The organism is Flavobacterium sp. Arc3, from assembly GCF_041431375.1.
GTDB lineage: Bacteria > Bacteroidota > Bacteroidia > Flavobacteriales > Flavobacteriaceae > Flavobacterium.
The window spans coordinates 73,548-93,176 of record NZ_JASMRI010000005.1 but is presented as its reverse complement, the minus strand read 5'-3'; the positions used below and the strand labels follow the sequence as shown (position 1 = coordinate 93,176).

Annotated in this window: 15 protein-coding genes; 11 read left to right on the top strand and 4 right to left on the bottom strand. The window is 34.5% G+C overall.

The annotated features are described in order from the left end of the window. Nucleotides 1-200: 200 nt before the first annotated feature. The 4 genes from QO200_RS04985 to QO200_RS04970 all read left to right on the top strand — a co-directional run bounded on the left by QO200_RS04985 (nucleotide 201) and on the right by QO200_RS04970 (nucleotide 5,775). Nucleotides 201-1,751, top strand: coding sequence for an SDR family NAD(P)-dependent oxidoreductase (locus tag QO200_RS04985; RefSeq protein ID WP_371537388.1), 1,551 nt, complete (start codon nucleotides 201-203; stop codon nucleotides 1,749-1,751). Between the two features lie 1,008 nt (nucleotides 1,752-2,759). After that, nucleotides 2,760-4,004, top strand: coding sequence for a glycine betaine/L-proline ABC transporter ATP-binding protein (locus tag QO200_RS04980; protein ID WP_371537133.1), 1,245 nt, complete (start codon nucleotides 2,760-2,762; stop codon nucleotides 4,002-4,004). A 1-nt stretch (nucleotide 4,005) separates the two neighbouring features. Further along, a complete protein-coding gene (locus tag QO200_RS04975) occupies nucleotides 4,006-4,869 on the top strand; it encodes an ABC transporter permease (RefSeq protein ID WP_371537130.1) in 864 nt (287 codons plus the stop codon). 33 nt (nucleotides 4,870-4,902) lie between these two features. Next, nucleotides 4,903-5,775: a glycine betaine ABC transporter substrate-binding protein gene (locus tag QO200_RS04970; RefSeq protein ID WP_371537127.1), complete on the top strand. Its 873-nt coding sequence runs from the start codon at nucleotides 4,903-4,905 to the stop codon at nucleotides 5,773-5,775. A 179-nt stretch (nucleotides 5,776-5,954) separates the two neighbouring features. On the opposite strand, the gene QO200_RS04965 is transcribed toward QO200_RS04970, so the two are convergent. Further along, nucleotides 5,955-6,314, bottom strand: coding sequence for a zinc-binding dehydrogenase (locus tag QO200_RS04965; protein WP_371537385.1), 360 nt, complete (start codon nucleotides 6,312-6,314; stop codon nucleotides 5,955-5,957). A gap of 311 nt (nucleotides 6,315-6,625) precedes the next feature. Between QO200_RS04965 and QO200_RS04960 the strand changes: the two genes are divergently transcribed. After that, nucleotides 6,626-9,244, top strand: coding sequence for a TonB-dependent receptor domain-containing protein (locus QO200_RS04960; protein WP_371537125.1), 2,619 nt, complete (start codon nucleotides 6,626-6,628; stop codon nucleotides 9,242-9,244). A gap of 145 nt (nucleotides 9,245-9,389) precedes the next feature. On the opposite strand, the gene QO200_RS04955 is transcribed toward QO200_RS04960, so the two are convergent. Both QO200_RS04955 and QO200_RS04950 read right to left on the bottom strand, forming a co-directional pair. Beyond that, nucleotides 9,390-9,779, bottom strand: a complete 390-nt coding sequence (locus tag QO200_RS04955) for a DUF1398 domain-containing protein (RefSeq protein ID WP_371537121.1) — start codon at nucleotides 9,777-9,779, stop codon at nucleotides 9,390-9,392. Between the two features lie 164 nt (nucleotides 9,780-9,943). Continuing rightward, nucleotides 9,944-10,633, bottom strand: a complete 690-nt coding sequence (locus QO200_RS04950; RefSeq protein WP_371537119.1) for a DUF2461 domain-containing protein — start codon at nucleotides 10,631-10,633, stop codon at nucleotides 9,944-9,946. 207 nt (nucleotides 10,634-10,840) lie between these two features. Between QO200_RS04950 and QO200_RS04945 the strand changes: the two genes are divergently transcribed. From QO200_RS04945 to dnaK, 3 genes are all read left to right on the top strand, one after another. After that, a complete protein-coding gene (locus QO200_RS04945) occupies nucleotides 10,841-11,302 on the top strand; it encodes a transcriptional regulator (protein WP_371537117.1) in 462 nt (153 codons plus the stop codon). Between the two features lie 3 nt (nucleotides 11,303-11,305). Beyond that, nucleotides 11,306-11,944 (top strand): nucleotidyl transferase AbiEii/AbiGii toxin family protein, encoded by a 639-nt coding sequence (locus tag QO200_RS04940; RefSeq protein WP_371537115.1) that lies wholly within the window; start codon nucleotides 11,306-11,308, stop codon nucleotides 11,942-11,944. A gap of 337 nt (nucleotides 11,945-12,281) precedes the next feature. Next, nucleotides 12,282-14,165, top strand: a complete 1,884-nt coding sequence (gene dnaK, locus QO200_RS04935; protein ID WP_371537112.1) for a molecular chaperone DnaK — start codon at nucleotides 12,282-12,284, stop codon at nucleotides 14,163-14,165. Between the two features lie 78 nt (nucleotides 14,166-14,243). Here the strand turns inward: dnaK and QO200_RS04930 are convergent, their stop codons facing one another. Further along, complete coding sequence (locus QO200_RS04930) at nucleotides 14,244-15,143, bottom strand: Brp/Blh family beta-carotene 15,15'-dioxygenase (protein WP_371537109.1); 900 nt, start codon at nucleotides 15,141-15,143, stop codon at nucleotides 14,244-14,246. Nucleotides 15,144-15,259: 116 nt separating this feature from the next. Here QO200_RS04930 and QO200_RS04925 point away from each other — a divergent pair, with 116 nt between their 5' ends. The 3 genes from QO200_RS04925 to pta all read left to right on the top strand — a co-directional run bounded on the left by QO200_RS04925 (nucleotide 15,260) and on the right by pta (nucleotide 19,527). Next, complete coding sequence (locus tag QO200_RS04925; protein ID WP_371537106.1) at nucleotides 15,260-15,985, top strand: bacteriorhodopsin-like; 726 nt, start codon at nucleotides 15,260-15,262, stop codon at nucleotides 15,983-15,985. Nucleotides 15,986-16,209: 224 nt separating this feature from the next. After that, on the top strand, nucleotides 16,210-17,280 hold the full coding sequence (gene corA, locus QO200_RS04920) for a magnesium/cobalt transporter CorA (protein ID WP_371537104.1): 1,071 nt from the start codon (nucleotides 16,210-16,212) through the stop codon (nucleotides 17,278-17,280). A gap of 153 nt (nucleotides 17,281-17,433) precedes the next feature. After that, nucleotides 17,434-19,527, top strand: coding sequence for a phosphate acetyltransferase (pta, locus tag QO200_RS04915; protein WP_371537101.1), 2,094 nt, complete (start codon nucleotides 17,434-17,436; stop codon nucleotides 19,525-19,527). Nucleotides 19,528-19,629: the final 102 nt, after the last annotated feature.

Below are 19,629 nucleotides of genomic sequence, written 5' to 3'. Positions count from 1 at the left end.
GGTGTATTTAGAGATTATTCTTTAATTTAAAAGGAGACTACTATGTCATTGTCATGGCAATATAATTACAGGTAATTTGCTAGTTTACGTAGCCTTTTGGAACCGTGGTGACTATCAGAAAAAATGTGAGTAGGGGAAAGATTTTAAAACTATATTTGCGCCCTTGGTGTTTTTGCCAAGACTGATCCCTGTTTTTTATGATGACGAAAGATGAAACAATGCCAAAGACCGCAATAACTTCAGATGAAATTGATAGATGCATCGCCATATTGGCACAATTAAATTTGAACACCGACGAGATATTCGATATTGAGAAAGACCAAAGAACGGCCTTGATCAAAGCAGCTGGAATGTTTTCGAGACCAGATAGAGATGAACTTTCCCGACGTAAAAAAGACGGTAGACTAGTTGCCAAACGTAAAAAGGAAAAGCAGGACAAAACAGCTCGTAAAGAAACTGGAATACGCCACGCGAGAGAAGCGAGTATATTTATTGCGCCAAAACTATTGGCTTATAATGATCTTGCTAATAAAGAACAGTTAGAACTAGAAACGCCTAGAAACTGTTACGTATGTAAAACCCCATTTACTAAAATGCATCACTTTTATGATACCATGTGTACAGATTGTGGGGATTTTAATTATGCTAAACGTTTTCAGACAGCGGATGTAAAAGGACAAATAGCAGTTATAACTGGTTCTAGATTAAAAATAGGATATCATATTACTCTAATGCTTTTGCGTGGTGGAGCAACCGTTATTGCGACGACCCGTTTTCCAGTAGATTCGGCCATGCGTTTTTCTAAGGAGGAGGATTTCATGGAGTGGGGGCATCGTTTAAGAATTCACGGATTGGATTTACGACATATTCCTAGCGTAGAGATTTTTTGCAATTTTATAGAGCAAAAATACGAACGTCTCGATATTCTGATCAATAATGCAGCACAAACAGTGAGACGACCAGCGGGATTCTATACTCATTTAATGGCTAACGAAGAGCGCCCGATAAGTGCCTTACCAAAGCAGGTACAGGATTTATTGCTGGATCACGCAGATTGTTTACAGGAATTAAAAGTACTGACTGCGGGAGCTTCTTCTAATCAAAATATGCCAGTTACTTGGCACGGACCGGAACCTGGAATTGGTTTACGGGCTTCCGCCAAATTATCTCAGATTCCGTATAGCTTTGACAATACACTGGTGGCGAATGAAGTATTTCCAGAAGGAGAATTGGATGCCGATTTACAGCAAGTAGATTTAAGGAAAACGAATAGTTGGCGTTTGCGATTGGGGCAAATTGAAACTACTGAAATGATTGAAGTACAACTTGTGAATTCTGTAGCACCATTTGTGTTGTGTAACCGCCTTTCGGAAATAATGAAGAAAGACAATACGGGAAAAAAACACATCATAAATGTTTCGGCTATGGAAGGAAAGTTTCATCGTTTTTTTAAAGAAGACCGCCATCCTCATACTAATATGGCCAAAGCTGCTCTAAATATGCTAACGCACACCTCTTCTGGGACTTTAGCAAAAGATGGAATATTTATGAATGCAGTTGATACAGGTTGGGTAACCGACGAAGATCCTGCCGAATTAGCCAAAAAGAAACAGGAGTTGGAAGATTTTCAACCACCTTTAGATATTGTTGACGGCGCCGCACGCGTAATGGATCCCTTGTTTGATGGTATAAATACTGGAAAACACTGGTGCGGAAAATTTTTAAAAGATTATAATCCTATACCGTGGTAATATACTTGGGCTATTCTTTATTAAGAAAATATTCTATGTACAACTTCAGCTAGATGACTTTTTTAATAGTGGAAATTTAGTTGGGCCTTTTGCAAGGATTTAATTATTCTATCTTAATATCGCTTAAAAAAATCACTTTTTTTAAGCGATATTTTTTTATAACATTTCCTACTTATGAGAAAAATTAAGCGTGACTGTTCTATCTACGTAAGATACTTTGAGATTGCGGCTTTTAAGGAAGACATAAGTGAGTAACTCAGAGCTTAGAATTAATTATAGATTTCTCCAAATTTTGGGGTTGAGTCTATAAATCTTAATTAGTACAAATCAACAATTTTCACTTTGGGAATAATTGCAGTTATTTTGTACCCTTCTTAACTATTTGCTTTATTATGAATAAATCGTTTGTCCATACTTAATAGCACAGAATTGGTATGTGAATTTTAGGTTTGCTAATCAATATTTTATGTCTTTGCGCAGTTCAAGCGATAGATTTATTTTTTAGAGGAAATCTTTGCAGAACGGGGATCTTTTCGTGCTGATTAAAATCAAAAAAAAAGCATATACGCTAAAATAAAAAGGATTTAAAATATTATTAAATCAACAATTCTCAAAAAATAAATCTTGTTTTTTTGAAATAATATAGGGCTGCGCAACGGTCGATAAAGTCCGATTTATGCGTTAACATATGTTTAAAGGGGCTTTTAGTTGTATATTTGTAATCCATCAAGAATAAAATTCACAAACAAAATAACGAAAAAGTTGACGGCTTTACATTTGATTTTCAGAAATCAGATGATAGAGTCGAATATTCTTTTATGAACTTAAAGGAATATTAGTTAGTGCAGGACATGTTGATAACTACATTAATGCAGCGCAAGGAAAAAACTAACCCTGGTTAGGGTCTGTTTTGAGGAAATACCTTATTTAACAGGACCATTGATGCTGATTGGGAGATGCGCTTCAATCTTAATATCGTTTTACTTTTAATTAGAAAATAGAGATATTATGGAGGAGAAAAGAAAAATAAAAATCAAGGTTGAGGACTTAACCCTAATTTTCGGAAAACGTAAACAGGAGGCTCTCGCTCTACTTGAGAAAGGTATTTCAAAAGAAGAAATCCTCAAGAAAACAAAATGTACTGTTGGTGTCAACAAGGTTAGCTTTGAAATTATGGAAGGTGAGATTTTTGTAATTATGGGCTTGTCCGGTAGTGGAAAATCTACTTTAATCCGTTGTTTGAACCGGCTAAACGAACCTACGTCTGGTAAAGTTTTTTTCGATGATCATGATATTACCCGCGAGACAAATAAAGAACTATTGGAAACCAGACGTACACAAATGAGTATGGTATTTCAAAAGTTTGGTCTGCTGCCACACAGAACGATTATTGAGAATGCTGCTTTTGGATTAGAAATCAGGGGAGAAGCAAAGGAGGAACGGGAAGAAAAAGCCCTGCAGGCACTAGAAACAGTGGGATTAAAAGGGTATGAATATCAATATCCATCGGCAATGTCAGGAGGTATGCAACAAAGGGTTGGTTTAGCACGGGCCCTAGCAAATGATCCTGAAGTTTTGCTGATGGACGAAGCGTTTTCTGCACTTGATCCATTGATTAAATCGGATATGCAGGATGAGTTGCTCGCTATACAAAACAAGTTACACAAAACAATCGTATTTATTACTCATGATTTAGACGAAGCCATGAAAATTGGTGACCGTATTGCTATTATGAAAGATGGTGTCGTGGAACAAATTGGAACAGCAGAAGATATTTTAACAAATCCAGCAACTACTTACATTGAAGCTTTTGTTAATAAAGTGGATCGAAAAACTATTATTACAGCTGAATCTTTAATGTTTAAAAAGGTTACGCTGGTTCAAATGGGCAAAGACGGACCCAAAGGTGCCATCCGAAAAATGAGTGAAGTTGGAGTTGAGATTCTTCCTGTGGAAGATGAAAAGAAAAAATTTCTTGGTTATGTCTGGTTAGAGGATTTGCTAGAATTGGAAAAAGAAAAAGTAATGTCTGTTGAGAAAGTGCTAAGAACAAATGTCCCTAGTGTATATAAATCCTATTCCGTAGAAGATATGTTACCCTTGATTACAGGGACTAAATACCCTCTGGCTGTTATTGAGGAAGCGACTGGGAAATTACTTGGTCTGATATCTCAAACTTCTCTGATTATTGAAGCTACGCGATTTGAAAAGGAAGAAATAAGTGAACTAAAAGAACGTGCAAACGAAATGTAATATGGAAAAGTTAATTGACCTTGGTAAATATATAGAAATTGGAATTAATAAGTTAGAAAAGAACTTTTCTGGATTATGGGGAGCTATAGATGGCGTTATCTCCTGGACGGTTGACAGTATGAATGACGTATTACTGGATATCCCTTTTTATATCATTATTGCATTTGTAGCCTTGGGGGCATATTATGCCAATGCCGGGAAAAGTGCCTTTAAAATGGAAGGATTAAAAAAAGGATCAGGATTAGCACTATTTGCTGTTTTTGGATTATTGTTGATTTTTGCGATGGGCTACTGGGAAGAATCCATACAAACAACCACCTTGGTTATTGTTTCCACCCTGATTGCGCTGCTTTTTGGTGTTCCGTTAGGAATTGTGGCTGCCCGTAGCACAACAGCTGACGTGATTATTAGGCCTATACTTGATTTGATGCAAACCATGCCGGCCTTTGTTTATCTGATACCGGCTATTTTCTTTTTTAGTGTAGGAAATACTCCTGGAGTTGTGGCTACTGTAATTTTCTCGCTGCCGCCAGCTGTTCGGTTAACGAGTCTGGGAATTAGAAATGTTGCAGAGGATGTAATCGAGGCCGGACGCGCTTTTGGTGCAACCGAAAGACAAATTTTATTTAAAATACAGTTGCCTTTGGCAAAACCAACTATTTTGGCAGGCATCAATCAGGTAATACTATTGGCTTTATCAATGGTGGTGATTGCTTCGATGGTAGGAGCTAAAGGGCTGGGAAGTATTGTTTACCAGGGAATTCAACAGAACGACATTGCAAAAGGTTTTGAATCTGGATTAGGTATTGTGATATTGGCGATAATTTTAGACAGAACGACACAAGCTATCGCAAAGAAAAAATAAGAGTAATAAGAATAATAATAAATAAATATAATTATGTTGAAATTGAGAAAGTTAGGAATCTTACTTGGAGTTGCACTATTAACTGTTTCAGTTAGTTCATGCAAGAACGGTGAGAAGAAAAAAGAAGAAGGCGAAAATAAAAAAGAAGTTAGCATCTTTTATCCCAATTGGTCTGAAGGAGTTGCGTTCACTTATTTAGCAAAAGCAGCACTTGAATCACACGATTATGAGGTGACATTAACCAATCTTGCACCAGGCTTAATTTATGGAGAATTGTCGAAAGACGACTCAAAAGGGGATGTGTTTCTTGATGCATGGCTTCCTAATACGCATAAAGATTACTGGGCCGATTATGGTGATAAACTAGTAGTGTTAGGCGAAGCATTTAGCGAGGGTACAACTGGTTTAGTTGTTCCTGCTTATGTAACAATTAACTCTATAGAAGAGTTGAACGCTAATAAAGATAAATTTAAGGGTGAAATTATTGGTATTGGTGGTGGTGCCGGTATTCATGCTAACACGGTTAAAGCAATAGATTTATACGGTTTAGACTATGAGCAAATTACATCAAGCGGACCTGCAATGGTGGCGAGTCTTGAGAAAGCAATCAGGGATAAAGAGTGGATTGTAGTAACAGGTTGGAAACCACATTTCAAATGGTCTCAAAACGACTTAAAATATTTAAAAGATCCTAAAGGAGTTTACCCAAAAGATGCTTGTACAATTATTTCAAGAAGAGGATTTGAAGAAGACAAACCTGAGGCAGCAACTTTTTTCAAAAACTTTAACCTTAAAGAAGGGCAATTGGCCGAATTAATGACAGCCATTAAAGACAAAGGTGAAGAAGCAGGAGCTACAGAATGGTATGAAGCCAATAAAGTTTTGGTTGACTCTTGGATGAAATAATCTGGAAGTTTAAAACTTTAAATGAATATAAAAAGGGAGCCGCATTACTAAAATGCGGTTCCCTTTTTTATGTCTTAGTTACTACTGTTTTTGTTTACGAATTCTTTTTTTGTCCAACTTTCAGTACAATTTTACCAGTATGTTTTCTCTAAAAAAACTTACTATGCAGCAACAGTATCTTATAACGGATAGGTAGCTGCAACCAATGGAGAAATGCCTCCACTCTCAATACGTTTTACTAGATTTGAGAAAACACCTTCATCAAGAACCGTACATACAAAAAGTCGTAAATCTTTTAAGTAAAGTGTTCTTATATCCAATTCAACATGTGCGTCTCCAATTGCACCTGCACCTGCATATCGCCCAAAAGGTTTTAGTACATTCAATAGATCCGGCCATTGCTTACCTCCAACCAAATCAATTACTACATCAATACTATTTTCTCCTAATTTCTCTACCAAATTATCGTTTCTCATTACTACACTATCGGCTCCAATGCTTAGCACGCTATCCGATTTTAGTGGACTCGTAAAACCAATAACTTTTGCTGGCAGTCGCGAACGTTGAAACCATCGTGGTCAATTGTAATTAAAGTCTTGCAGTACGAGAAAAAAAATAGAGTAACGAGTAAAGAAACTTAGATGTAGTTTGATTTAGTAATTGGCATATGGTGACGGTTTTTGACTATTTATATTTGAAAACAGTAGTGTTTGTAAGGCTTTTGCGTAATAACAGTCAATATGTGATATTTTTATTTTTTTAAATAAAAATGTAGTTACATTAAGGTTTCTTTAACAAAAAATGATAGATTTGTTCTCTAGATTACAAAAAAAAACAAAAAAAACCATTTATGAAATTTAACCAATTTTTTTTAGTCGTATTATTTATGATAATAGGACCCACAGTTATGAATGCCCAAACAATCAAAGGGGTTGTTATGGATGAGAATGGACAAGCCTTACCTTATGCTAATGTTGTAGATAAAGTAACTTCTTCTGGAGTCACTACAGATGGGAACGGTAATTTTGAAATTAAGGTAAAAGGATTTCCTGTTACATTAATAGCGAAATATGTGGGATTTCAAAATAAAAACATAGAGGTAACTAATGCAGCTGCTGCTATCGTTTTTAAATTAAATCCTAATAACAGTTTAGATGAGGTTGTTGTTACAGGAAACAGATCAAAAGTGAGAAGTGTATTAAACTCTGCTGTACCTATTGATAAGTTGTACGCTGAAGATCTTAAATCAAGTGGGCAGGTTACTTTTGATAAAATGTTAGCCTATAAAATCCCTTCATTTAATTCAAGTACTCAAGCTATATCTGATGCAACGGCTCATTTTGACCCAGCAGATTTACGTGGATTAGGACCAAGCCGTACCTTGGTTTTGGTAAACGGAAAAAGAAAAAATCAAAGTGCATTAGTGTATATTAATGATACTCCGGGTAAAGGAGAGGTAGGAACAGATATGAAAAGTATTCCGTTTTCAGCTATCGAGAGAGTAGAAGTACTACGTGACGGAGCTTCATCTCAATACGGTTCAGACGCTATTGCCGGAGTAGTGAATATTATCCTTAAAAAACAAACTAACTTTACTGAAGTAAATGTTACATCTGGAGTGACTTCACAAGGAGATGGTTTCAATTTTGGAGCTGATTTAAATTCAGGATTTAAAATTGCTGACAAAGGTTTTGTAAATTTCAATCTTTCTTATTTAGATCAAAAGAAAACAAACAGAGCGGCAAAACCGGGTAAAGACGATTTGTTTGGAGTAGCTGCAGACGATGCGACATGGGGAGATTGGTTAAGTAAAAATCCTGATTTAGGGATGACTATCGGGCAACCAGATTCTAAAATGGGTGCTTTAGTTGTGAATGCTGAATATCCTCTTTCTGATAAAACTACGCTTTATGCTTTTGGAGATGTTAATATTAGAAAAGGAACGAGTTTTGCTTTGTACAGAGCGCCTTACTGGGTTTCAGACGATAACAATTTATTACACGATGCCGGAACAACCTATAATGGATTCCAACCTACCTTTAAAACAGATATTTTTGATAACCTGGGATCTATTGGGATAAAAACTACTTTGTTTGGTTTTAATTCCGATTTCAGTTTAACAGCTGGTTCTAATAAAGTAGATTATACTGTTGACAATACATTAAATCCTTCTTTGGGTGCTAGTAGTCCAACCTCATTTAATGTTGGTGGGTATTCTTTTAGTCAGTTAGTAGGTAATGCTGATTTTAGCAGAACTTTTGATAAAGTAACTTTTGGTTTTGGTACAGAATTAAGAAAAGAGCAATTTGAAGCTAGAGCTGGTCAGGTAGAGTCTTATGTAGACGGTGGCGCGCAGTCGTTCCCTGGGTTACAACCTGCCAATGCATTAAAAAAAGATCGTAACAATTTTGGTGTTTACACTACTTTAGATTACGATATGACAGAAGCTTTTTTAATAGGAGGATCTATTAGATATGAGAACTATTCAGATTTTGGAGATAATGTCTCTTGGAAAGTAAACTCGCGTTACAAACTTAATGATGATATTGCTATACGTGCCTCTTACAGTACAGGATTTAGAGCTCCAGCATTACACCAGATTTACTTGAGTAATATTCAAACGCTTGTTTCTGGAGGTACAATTTCTAATCAAGGAACTTTTAATAATGTAGATCCAGCGGTTATTGGACTTGGAGTGCCTCAATTACATGCTGAGAAATCGCAAAATATTTCAACAGGAGTTACTTTTAGATCAGGGCCTAATTTTTCTGCTTCGCTTGATTTCTATCATATCAAGGTTAAAGATCGCGTATTGTTTTCAGGAGAGGTTGGTTTTGACGGAGATGATACGACTATAAACCCGGTTGAACAGGTTTTATTAGCTAACGATATTACAAGTATGAAGTTTTTTATCAATGCTGTTAATACAATAACTAAAGGAGTTGATGTTGTTTTGAATTATAAAAACCTAGAAATAGGAACTGGTAAATTAGGACTTAGTTTAGCATCTAATATCGCTAAGACTAAAATTGACGGACAAATTGCTACACCAGCTATTTTGAAAGCTAACGGATATGATATTTTTAACCGTAAAGAGCAAGGTAGAATTCTAAGCGCAAGACCTAATACAAAAGTATTATTAGGAGCGAACTACGATTTGAAAAAAACAACTTTTATATTTAACAATACTTATTTTGGTGAGGTTACTTGGCAACATGCTACTGATGTTTCCAAAGATCAAACTTTTGCAGGAAAGGTAATTACAGACTTAGGTGTTGCTTATAAATTTACAAGTACTATATCTGCTAATGTAATGGTAAACAATCTATTTAATGTGTATCCAGACAAATTGGATCCAAAAGGAGATGTTGTTACTGATTTAGGAGGTCGTTTCAAATATGCTTGGGAAGTAAACCAATTTGGTTTTAGTGGAACAACTTTTTCCGCAGGACTTAACTTTAAGTTCTAAATTTAACTAAAATACAATTATAAAAAAAAACGGGATTTATTCCCGTTTTTTTTATGTCTATATTTTTTCGTCTATTTAAGTATAATAAAACAATGAAGAACCAAAGGCTAGTTGTTTGATAATTCAGTTTTTAAAGCGCTGAAAATTAACTCGGAATTTTTTCAATGATAATGGCATCACCAGCTGTGTCAAAATAAGTGCAGGTCATCTCGATAATGTCTACACGCCATTTAGCAATTCCAGATTGAGCTGCCTGCTGGCAAAAAGTAAAATAATCGGTTTGTCCGTCTTGATGCATTACAAGAAATTCGATAAAGCGTTCTTTATTTGCCATTGGAGCGATCTTAATTTCGTCGTATTTTTTATCAGTACTTACTGCATAGTCGTTTTCACCATAATAAGCTACACGTCCATCATTCACATGAGTATCGTATCCTTTTACACCTAGATTGATTAATTCTTGAATGTAATTTGTAAAATCATCAGCTGTTTGCACTTTATCATGTGCTTGTTTAATTTGTTCTAGGGTAAACATAATTTTTTGTTTTTGAAAGGTCAAATATAGTTAAAATACTGTAATTGAGAATTTGTTGGAGATCGCTGTATTGTAAGATGTTTTTAAAAAGTGCGATTTACTATATGTATCTGTTTGTTTTACTTTTATTGGAATGCTAAGGTATTTGAATAGCGCGCATTGTGCTAAACTTTAATTTCCCCATTTAAATCAGTGGTAAGAACAGTGCTCATATAGTCAAAAAAGGTTCTCACTGATTTAAATATTTCGTTTACTTTGTAAACAAATTGTGGGTCAATTACTTCTTTATCTGTAAAATTATGCCTCAAGACAAATTGTTTATGCCGAATTAAATCGATGGCTTCATGGTCTTTAGAAAATCCTCTTGGGGACGTTGGGACTTTATTTCCTGCTAATTCCACAAAATTATCCTTTATTGATTTTGAATTTAAAATTTTGCGCCATGCTGCAGGATTTAGTTCGATGTCTTTTCTTATTCTTTTCAGGTCATCTGGATTAGGGGAGAAAAAACCAGCTGCTAGAAAATTATTACTAGGTTGTATATTCAAATAATAGCCACCTCTTTTTAATTTAGTAGCTCTTTGTAAACCTAATGCAAATCGTGGTTTGTAAGGTGATTTGTCTTTACTGAATCGGACATCGTTATAAATCCGGTACAGACTTTTCTTTCCTGACACATTTTCTATAGCATCATGAGCATTCATTAGTGCAATGAGATGGTCAGCAAAGGCAATAATATTGCTTTGTGCTTTTGTATATTGTGTTTTATGTTCTGCAAACCAATCTTTATTATTATTCTTTTCTAGATTTTTTAAAAAAGTAATGCTACTTGATGCTATAAATGAATCTTCCATTTTTAATTTATTGGGGTTTTGTAGTTTGCTTTAACTGGAATGGGTAAGCTCCAAATTTAGGTAACTTTTTTATGTAGTAGAAATGAAAGAGGTTAAAGTTTTCTTGTAGTTTTTGGAATGAATGGTTTAGTTCTGATTTTTTCATAAGTGTTTGAGTGTTAAATTAAAAACTATGTAAACAATTTTGTTTACATTTGCAATATGAAAATGATTGACATTATAAAAGGAATTCATCCTGGTAAAATGGTTGAGCGGGAGTTGAAGAGAAGGAACATCAATAAAAGACAGTTTGCGCTTTCTATTGATGAACATCCTCAAACTCTTGGTGCGATTATAAAAGGCAGTAGGAGGATGAATGTTGATTTGTCGCTTAAAATAGAGGAGATGCTAGAATTTGAAGAAGGTTTCTTAATGACACTTCAAGTTTTTTACGACATAAAGGAAGCCAAGAAAGACAGTAGTTATAAACCGAATCTATTTAAATTTAGAAAAGGAGTATTTTGGGATACTACTTTTGATAGAATCGATTGGAAATTGATGAAGGTTTCGATTGTGAAACGTGTTTTTGCTTATGGCAATAAAATAGAACAAGAAGAAATTATACGTTTTTACGGGAAAGAGGAAGTTTCTAAAATTAATTTACTAAATCCTGAACGACTAACAAGATAGCTTATGTATTGGAACACAGTTTCACCATTGCTTAAACAAATTTTAATTGATTTAATGGAAGAAGATTTATTTGCTTCTTTTCGATTAGTTGGAGGAACTTCTTTGAGTTTACAAATCGGTCACAGAATGTCGGTTGATATTGATTTGTTTACTGCTGCAGACTATGGTTCAATTGATTTTAAAGAAATTAGGAGTTTTCTTGAGAATAAATATCCGTATTGCAGCTCTAGGAATCTTGATGATGTTGGATTTGGAACTTTTTTTGAGGTAGGGAATTCGAAGGAAGATTTTGTAAAAATAGATTGTTATTATACAGATGAATTTATTTTTGAGAGCGTTGATAAAGAGGGTATTCGAATGGCTGCTGAAAATGAAATTATAGCTATGAAACTAGATGTTGTTTTGAGAGGAGGAAGAAAAAAAGATTTTTGGGATTTACATTACTACCTTGATAAAGTATCTATTGATGAAATGATTTTGTTTTATGGACAACGCTATCCTTATAATGATGGATCTACTATTAAATCTCAGTTTGTAAATTTTGAATCGGCAGATGCTGATTTTGATCCAATATGTTTATTAGATAAATCTTGGGAACTTATCAAATTGGATTTTTTTGAAAGAGCTAATGAAGATTCCTAACTCTGTTGAAGTAAATTGAATACACAAATGCCCTAGCCCTGATAGCAGCGGCATCTCCCGACTTAGAAAAACAAGGCTTTTTTTTAGCCGTAGTTTTTGTTTATCGGGAATACAGCGGAGAGCAGGAATAGCTTCTGAATATTAATATAGAAACTGCCAACTGCATTTTGTGACTTTATCAATGACAGTCAGCCTAAAATGTCATCTTGGCAGAGTATTTTCCGCCATTTTAACAAAAACTGACAATTGATTAGAGGGTTTTGTGTTGGCACAAAGATTGCTTTACAGTCATCAAGTAATAAAAACGAGTATACATTATAATTAAATATAAATAAAAATGGGTAAAATAATCGGAATTGATTTAGGTACGACAAACTCTTGTGTCTCTGTAATGGAAGGTAACGAAGCAGTTGTTATCCCTAATGCAGAAGGAAAAAGAACAACACCATCTATCATCGCTTTTGTTGAAGGTGGAGAGATCAAAGTGGGAGATCCTGCAAAAAGACAAGCGGTAACAAATCCTACCAAAACAATTGCTTCTATTAAACGTTTTATGGGACATTCTTTTAGCGAAGTTTCGGCTGAGATAAAAAGAGTTTCTTACAAAGTAGTAAAAGGAGACAACAATACACCACGTGTGGATATTGATGGTCGCTTATATACTGCACAAGAATTGTCAGCAATGACTCTTCAAAAAATGAAAAAAACTGCTGAAGACTATTTAGGTCAAACAGTTACTGAAGCAGTTATTACTGTTCCTGCTTACTTTAATGATGCACAACGTCAAGCTACAAAAGAAGCTGGTGAAATTGCAGGTCTTAAAGTAATGCGTATTATCAACGAACCTACAGCTGCAGCTTTAGCTTACGGTCTTGATAAAAAAGGAACTGATCAAAAAATTGCTGTTTACGATTTAGGTGGAGGTACATTTGATATTTCTGTTCTTGAATTAGGAGACGGAGTTTTTGAAGTATTGTCTACAAATGGTGATACTCACCTTGGTGGAGATGACTTTGACCACGAAATTATTGACTGGTTAGCTGACGAATTTAAAACTGCAGAAGATATTGATTTACGTTTAGATCCAATGTCTTTACAACGTTTGAAAGAAGCTGCTGAAAAAGCAAAAATCGAATTGTCTTCTTCTACTGAAACTGAAATCAACTTACCTTACGTAACTGCTACAGCTTCAGGACCAAAACACTTAGTAAAAAAATTATCTAGAGCTAAATTTGAGCAATTAACTGATTCATTAGTAAAACGTTCTATGGCACCAGTTGCTAAAGCGTTGAAAGATGCAGGTTTATCTGTTTCTGATATTGACGAAGTTATCTTAGTAGGTGGATCTACTCGTATGCCAAAAATTCAAGAAGAAGTTGAAAAATTCTTTGGTAAAAAAGCATCTAAAGGAGTTAATCCTGATGAAGTTGTTGCAATTGGAGCAGCTATTCAAGGTGGAGTTCTTTCTGGAGATGTAAAAGATGTATTGTTACTTGACGTTACACCTTTATCTTTAGGTATTGAAACTATGGGTGGTGTTATGACAACTCTTATTGAGTCTAATACTACTATTCCAACTAAAAAATCACAAGTATTCTCTACTGCTGCAGATTCTCAACCAACAGTTGAAATTCACGTATTGCAAGGAGCTAGAGCAATGGCTGCTGATAATAAAACAATTGGTCGTTTCCATTTAGATGGTTTACCACCAGCTCCAAGAGGAGTTCCACAAATTGAAGTAACTTTTGATATTGATGCTAATGGTATCATCAAAGTTTCTGCAACTGATAAAGGAACTGGAAAATCTCACGATATTCGTATCGAAGCTTCTTCTGGATTAACATCTGAAGAAATCGAAAAAATGAAACAAGATGCTGAAGCTAACGCTGAGTCTGACAAAATCGCAAGAGAAAGAGCTGAAAAATTGAACGAAGCAGATGGAATGATCTTCCAAACTGAAACTCAATTGAAAGAACTTGGAACTAAGTTATCTGACGAAAACAAAGTAGCTGTAGAATATGCATTAACTGAATTGAGAATGGCTCACCAATCTCAAGACATTCCTGCAATTCAAACTGCATTAGATAATATCAATGCTGCTTGGAAAACTGCTACTGAAGCAATGTACGCTCAAGGAGAACAAGGTCAAGGTGAAGCTAAACCAGAAGGTGAAGCTCAAGGAGATGATGTTCAAGATGTCGATTACGAAGAAGTAAAATAATTATTTCCTGTAGAGATACACTGCGGTGTATCTCTACTATATAATAAAAAAAACCGAGCTAGAAATAGCTCGGTTTTTTTATGCGCTTTTTGTATTTTTTTTATGCATCATTTTCAGAATTACTAATACATGTGGAAATGTGATAGCTGCAAGAAAAGAGAAAAAAAGAGCATTAAATATTTCCTTATCTCTAAATAGGAAATAGAGAAGTCCTATTCCTAATAATGAAGCCAGCCAATACGCAAAAGCGTTCCTACAATAGGCTATAAAGTTGCTAAAAGTAAATGAACCATAAATAAATTTTATTTGATCTAAAATAGAAGGAATACTATGCCAAATAATAAAGTAGATTGCAAACCCCCATATTAAACTCGAAGTTTTAAATAAAATGGCAAAAACCACAAGCAAAAATAATTCTATTTGTAATTTTTTTCGAAAGGATTCAAATTTCCAATAAAAATAAGCACTTATACTTAGAAAGATCAATCCGCTAGTCATGAGGATTTCATTTATATATAACGTAGGGACTTTAAATCGTATAATCTCAGTTACGATGACTTTGACTTCATTGGAATGAAAGAAAAACAATAAAAATAATATAACGATTCCGTAAATGAAAGGGTAAAAGATCAGGATGTATTTTGATACTTTAAAATCTAAATAGAACCCTTGCTGATCGCCAAAGTGAAAGGCACTAACTAAAATAAACAGAAGCAAGGCTACTATCGGTATCAAATAGAATAATAACAATCCAAATAGGACTGCAATAACATAATATAGTACTATTTTTTTAGATGTAATTTTATTTTTTGAATCGTTTGTATTCTTAATTAAAAGCAAGTCATTAGCGCCATGTAGAATTCCGAATGTAAAAATGAGTGAAAAACCAATGAATATTTGTATTTCTTTAGGGAAAAAGGAGTTGAGCCATAGGCAAAAAAAGCTTGCTACGATTGCAATATTTGTATATCTAAGCATGGTTAAGTTAATTTTGTTTAAAATTAAGAAAAAATAGTTGAACAAAAAATATTTTGTTTGTCTAACTATTCTTATATTTACATGAACAAAAAAAAATTTAACCTTAAATTTTAACTATGACAAATTTTATGTTTATTTCAGGAATGGTTTCAAAATTATCTCCTACGGACTATGTAGGGTTTACTTTTTTCGTAGGATGCATGGCAATGATGGCTGCGTCTGCATTTTTCTTTTTATCACTGAGCCAATTTGACAAAAAGTGGCGTACTTCAGTGTTGGTTTCGGGTTTAATTACTTTTATTGCAGCTGTTCATTATTTCTACATGAGAGATTATTGGGCTGCATTTGGTGAATCACCTACTTTTTTCCGTTATGTCGACTGGGTATTGACGGTGCCATTAATGTGTGTTGAGTTTTATTTAATACTGAAAATAGCAGGAGCTAAGCAATCCTTGTTATGGAAAATGATTATCTATTCTTTAATAATGTTAGTTACAGGTTACTTTGGAGAAGTTGTAGATACAGCGAATGCTTCAATGTGGGGAGCAGTTTCAGGATTAGCTTATTTCGCAATTGTCTACGAAATATGGTTAGGAGAAGCTTCAAAACTAGCGAAAGCTGCAGGGGGAAATGTACTTGCTGCACACAAAATATTATGTTGGTTTGTACTTGTAGGTTGGTCAATCTATCCATTAGGGTATATGATGGGAACAACTGGATGGTACAACGGAATAATTCCTGCTGGTAATATTGATGTTGTCTACAATATCGCAGATGCAATCAATAAAATTGGTTTTGGATTGGTAATTTATACATTAGCTGTGAAGTCACAAACGAACTAAAAAAAATAATTTTTTTTGTTTATTAAAGCCGAGCTAGAAATAGCTCGGCTTTTTGTTTTACTCTAAAACATGATTTATCTCATAAAACAAAAGTAGTAGTGTTAATACCTTTGTTTATTACCATTATGAAGTATTAGTAATTTTCGTTAGTACTTTTTTCAAAAACGTTAAGGTAGTATTGATTGAAAAAAGTTTTTTGTAATATTACCGTATATATTATTTGTATGAGGAAGATTAAATTTAAGAAAGGCCGCAAAGCACAGCCGAATCAGCTTGAATACACCGGAAGGCATAAGAAGATGGAATCGGAGATGCAATTGTTTGTGTATGATACTGTGGATTTTTTTGAGTATGAAGATGTTGACATTATCGACTTAAAGAGTTGTATTATTGATCAAAAAACAAATTGGCTGAATCTCCATGGTTTAAATGAAATTGAAATCATTGAAGCGATAGGTGCTTTTTTTAAAATTGATAATTTTCTGCTTTCTGATATTTTAAATACTACGAGGCGAACAAAACTCGAAGAATCTCCGGATACTTTGTTTTTTAATATAAAGTCGATGTTGCCTACTGAGAATTCTGATAACATCAATGTGGAGCAGATTAGTTTTTTGATAAAAAACAATGTTCTAATTTCTTTTCAAGAAAAGCGAAGTGATTTTTTTTCACATATAAGGGAACGAATTAGAAATCAATCTGGAAGTGTTCGCAATAAAAAGGCAGATTTTTTACTCTATTTGTTGTTAGATGCTGTTATGGAGAATTTCTATGTCACTATCGAAAATGAAGAAGATAAAGTGGAAGAATTAATAAACCTTTCCAAGAATAGTGCGGATCCTGAGATTCTGATACGAATTGAAAAACACCGTGATAATTTCAATTTTTTGAAACGGGCGATAATTCCGCTTCGAGACTCTTTGTATGCGATTAAAAGTTTAAAGGAAGATGAAGATTTCAGTGTTATAGAATCAGAAACTTTTGGTTATTTCTCTCGATTACATCAAAAGAGTTTAGAGCTTTTGGAACAGATTGACTCTGATATGGGGATGTTAGAAAGTGCTTCTAATTTCTTTTTTTCTTCGCAGTCTCATAAGATGAATGAGATCATGAAAACCTTGACGATTGTTTCGGCCATATTCATCCCTCTTACATTTATTGCAGGTGTTTACGGAATGAATTTTCAGCATATGCCGGAACTTCAGTATAAAAATGGCTATTATACTGTGATAGGTGTTATGTTTGTAATAGGAATCATTATGGTGTTTTATTTTAGAAAGAGAAAGTGGTTTTAGGAGGGATAATTAAGTTTCAGGGCATAGTATTCAGTAAAATGGGGATGTTTATCAAAGCTAAATGACTTTAAAAGAATATAAGATCTATGAATTTATATGTTTTAAAAAAATTCATAAAGGATATTAGATTTAAGCAATTAAAAAATTAACAAAATGAACAAAGCCATATATATAGCAACATCTGAGAGTAATAGCGGGAAATCCATTATTACTTTAGGTTTAATGAGTATGCTCATTGGTAAGACAGCCAAAGTGGGCTACTTTCGTCCAATAATTGAGGATTTTGAAGATGGTAAATTAGATAATCATATTGAAACCGTAATCTCTCATTTTGGTTTGGATATTGCATTTGAAGATGCGTTTGCTATTACAAAAAGCAAGCTGATCAAAAAGAAAAACAAAGGTAAAATAGGAGAAGTCCTGGATTTAATCATTGATAAATACAAGCGACTAGAAGAGCAATTTGATTTTGTTTTGGTCGAGGGAACCAGCTTTAGTGGTGAAGGAACGGTTATCGAGTTTGATATGAATGTCCTTATCGCTAAAAACCTTGGGATTCCAACAATAATTGTGGGTTCAGGTGTAGGCAAGACATTAGAGGAGTTAGTGGACAGTTTATATCTGGCATACGATTCCTATAAAATAAAGGATGTTGAAGTGCTGGCAATTATCGCTAATAAAGTGCAACCTGAAAATATCAAAGTAGTTGCAGACGGTTTGAAAGCTAGCTTACCAAAAGAAATTTTGGTAAATGCTATTCCGCTAATTTCTAGTTTGAATAATCCAACGATTAAAGAAATTGTAGATGAACTCGATGCTAAAATACTGTTTGGTGGCGAATTCTTAAATAATGAAATCGGGAATTTTAGCGTTGGAGCCATGCAGTTGCGCAACTACCTGTTGCATCTTAAAGATAAGGCGCTTGTTATAACGCCTGGTGATAGAGCAGATATTATACTGGGTGCATTACAAGCCAATGAATCTGCAAATTACCCTTCGATTTCAGGGATCATTTTGACAGGTAATATAGTTCCTGATGAAAGCATTCTAAAATTAATTGAAGGATTGACTAGTATTGTTCCTATTATTTCCGTTGAAGGCGGTACGTATAGTATCACCAATAAAATAGGAGATATAAAGGCTGAAATTTATGCTGATAACAAACAGAAAATAGAGACCTCTATAAATACTTTTGAGAAATATGTCGACATGGACAGCCTTGGTGAAAAGTTAAGTTCTTTTGAAGCGGAAGGGATGACTCCCAAAATGTTTCAATACAACTTGGTCAAAAGGGCTAAAAAACACAGAAAGCATATCGTTTTGCCGGAAGGGAATGATGACAGAATTATTATTGCAGCCTCACGCTTGTTAGCAATGGATGTCGTTGATATTTCTATTCTTGGAACTAAAAAACAAATAGAAAACAAGGTTGCAGAATTAGGTATTGCTTTTGACTTTTCGAAAGTAAAAATCATCAATCCGATTGAATCTCCAAATTTTAAAGATTATGTAAACACCTATTATGAGCTTCGCAAGAATAAAAATGTGACAATGGGGATGGCCAAAGATTTAATGGAAGACGGTTCTTATTTTGGAACTATGATGGTATATAAAGGGGACGCGGACGGAATGGTTTCTGGAGCAGCTCACACAACGCAACATACTATTTTGCCAGCATTACAATTCATAAAAACCAAACCAAATTCCTGTATCGTTTCTTCCATATTTTTTATGTGTTTGGAAGATCGAGTTTCTGTTTTTGGGGATTGTGCAATAAATCCAAACCCTACTGCAGAACAATTGGCAGAAATAGCTATTTCCTCAGCTGATTCCAGTTTGGCTTTCGGCATAGAGCCAAAAGTAGCGATGTTGTCTTATTCTTCTGGAGCATCAGGAAAAGGGGATGAAGTGGAGAAAGTAAGAAAAGCAACTGAAATAGTTCGATTAAAGCGCCCTGATCTAAAAATTGAAGGGCCAATACAATATGATGCAGCTGTAGATATGGAAATTGGTCAAAGTAAAATGCCAAATTCAGTAGTGGCTGGACAAGCAAGTGTGCTTATTTTTCCTGATTTAAACACGGGAAATAACACCTATAAAGCAGTTCAAAGAGAAACAGGAGCGTTAGCCATCGGCCCTATGTTGCAAGGCTTAAATAAACCCGTAAATGATTTAAGCCGCGGTTGCACGGTCGACGATATTATTAATACGGTGGTCATTACTGCAATTCAAGCACAAGGGTTGTAGTTAAAAGTTTCAAGTTTTAAAAAAACAATAATAAAGACAAAATAAATCCATCCAGTCACCCTCTCCTTTGAAGAGTCCCTATAGTTATCGAGGGGGGAGAGG

Bases quoted from the DNA above. Each gene is read 5' to 3' on its own strand.
- QO200_RS04985 (WP_371537388.1), top strand. From the start codon at position 201: ATGACGAAAGATGAAACAATGCCAAAGACCGCAATAACTTCAGATGAA.
- QO200_RS04980 (WP_371537133.1), top strand. From the start codon at position 2,760: ATGGAGGAGAAAAGAAAAATAAAAATCAAGGTTGAGGACTTAACCCTA.
- QO200_RS04975 (WP_371537130.1), top strand. From the start codon at position 4,006: ATGGAAAAGTTAATTGACCTTGGTAAATATATAGAAATTGGAATTAAT.
- QO200_RS04970 (WP_371537127.1), top strand. From the start codon at position 4,903: ATGTTGAAATTGAGAAAGTTAGGAATCTTACTTGGAGTTGCACTATTA.
- QO200_RS04960 (WP_371537125.1), top strand. From the start codon at position 6,626: ATGAAATTTAACCAATTTTTTTTAGTCGTATTATTTATGATAATAGGA.
- QO200_RS04955 (WP_371537121.1), bottom strand. From the start codon at position 9,779: ATGTTTACCCTAGAACAAATTAAACAAGCACATGATAAAGTGCAAACA.
- QO200_RS04950 (WP_371537119.1), bottom strand. From the start codon at position 10,633: ATGGAAGATTCATTTATAGCATCAAGTAGCATTACTTTTTTAAAAAAT.
- QO200_RS04945 (WP_371537117.1), top strand. From the start codon at position 10,841: ATGATTGACATTATAAAAGGAATTCATCCTGGTAAAATGGTTGAGCGG.
- QO200_RS04940 (WP_371537115.1), top strand. From the start codon at position 11,306: ATGTATTGGAACACAGTTTCACCATTGCTTAAACAAATTTTAATTGAT.
- dnaK (WP_371537112.1), top strand. From the start codon at position 12,282: ATGGGTAAAATAATCGGAATTGATTTAGGTACGACAAACTCTTGTGTC.
- QO200_RS04930 (WP_371537109.1), bottom strand. From the start codon at position 15,143: ATGCTTAGATATACAAATATTGCAATCGTAGCAAGCTTTTTTTGCCTA.
- QO200_RS04925 (WP_371537106.1), top strand. From the start codon at position 15,260: ATGACAAATTTTATGTTTATTTCAGGAATGGTTTCAAAATTATCTCCT.
- corA (WP_371537104.1), top strand. From the start codon at position 16,210: ATGAGGAAGATTAAATTTAAGAAAGGCCGCAAAGCACAGCCGAATCAG.
- pta (WP_371537101.1), top strand. From the start codon at position 17,434: ATGAACAAAGCCATATATATAGCAACATCTGAGAGTAATAGCGGGAAA.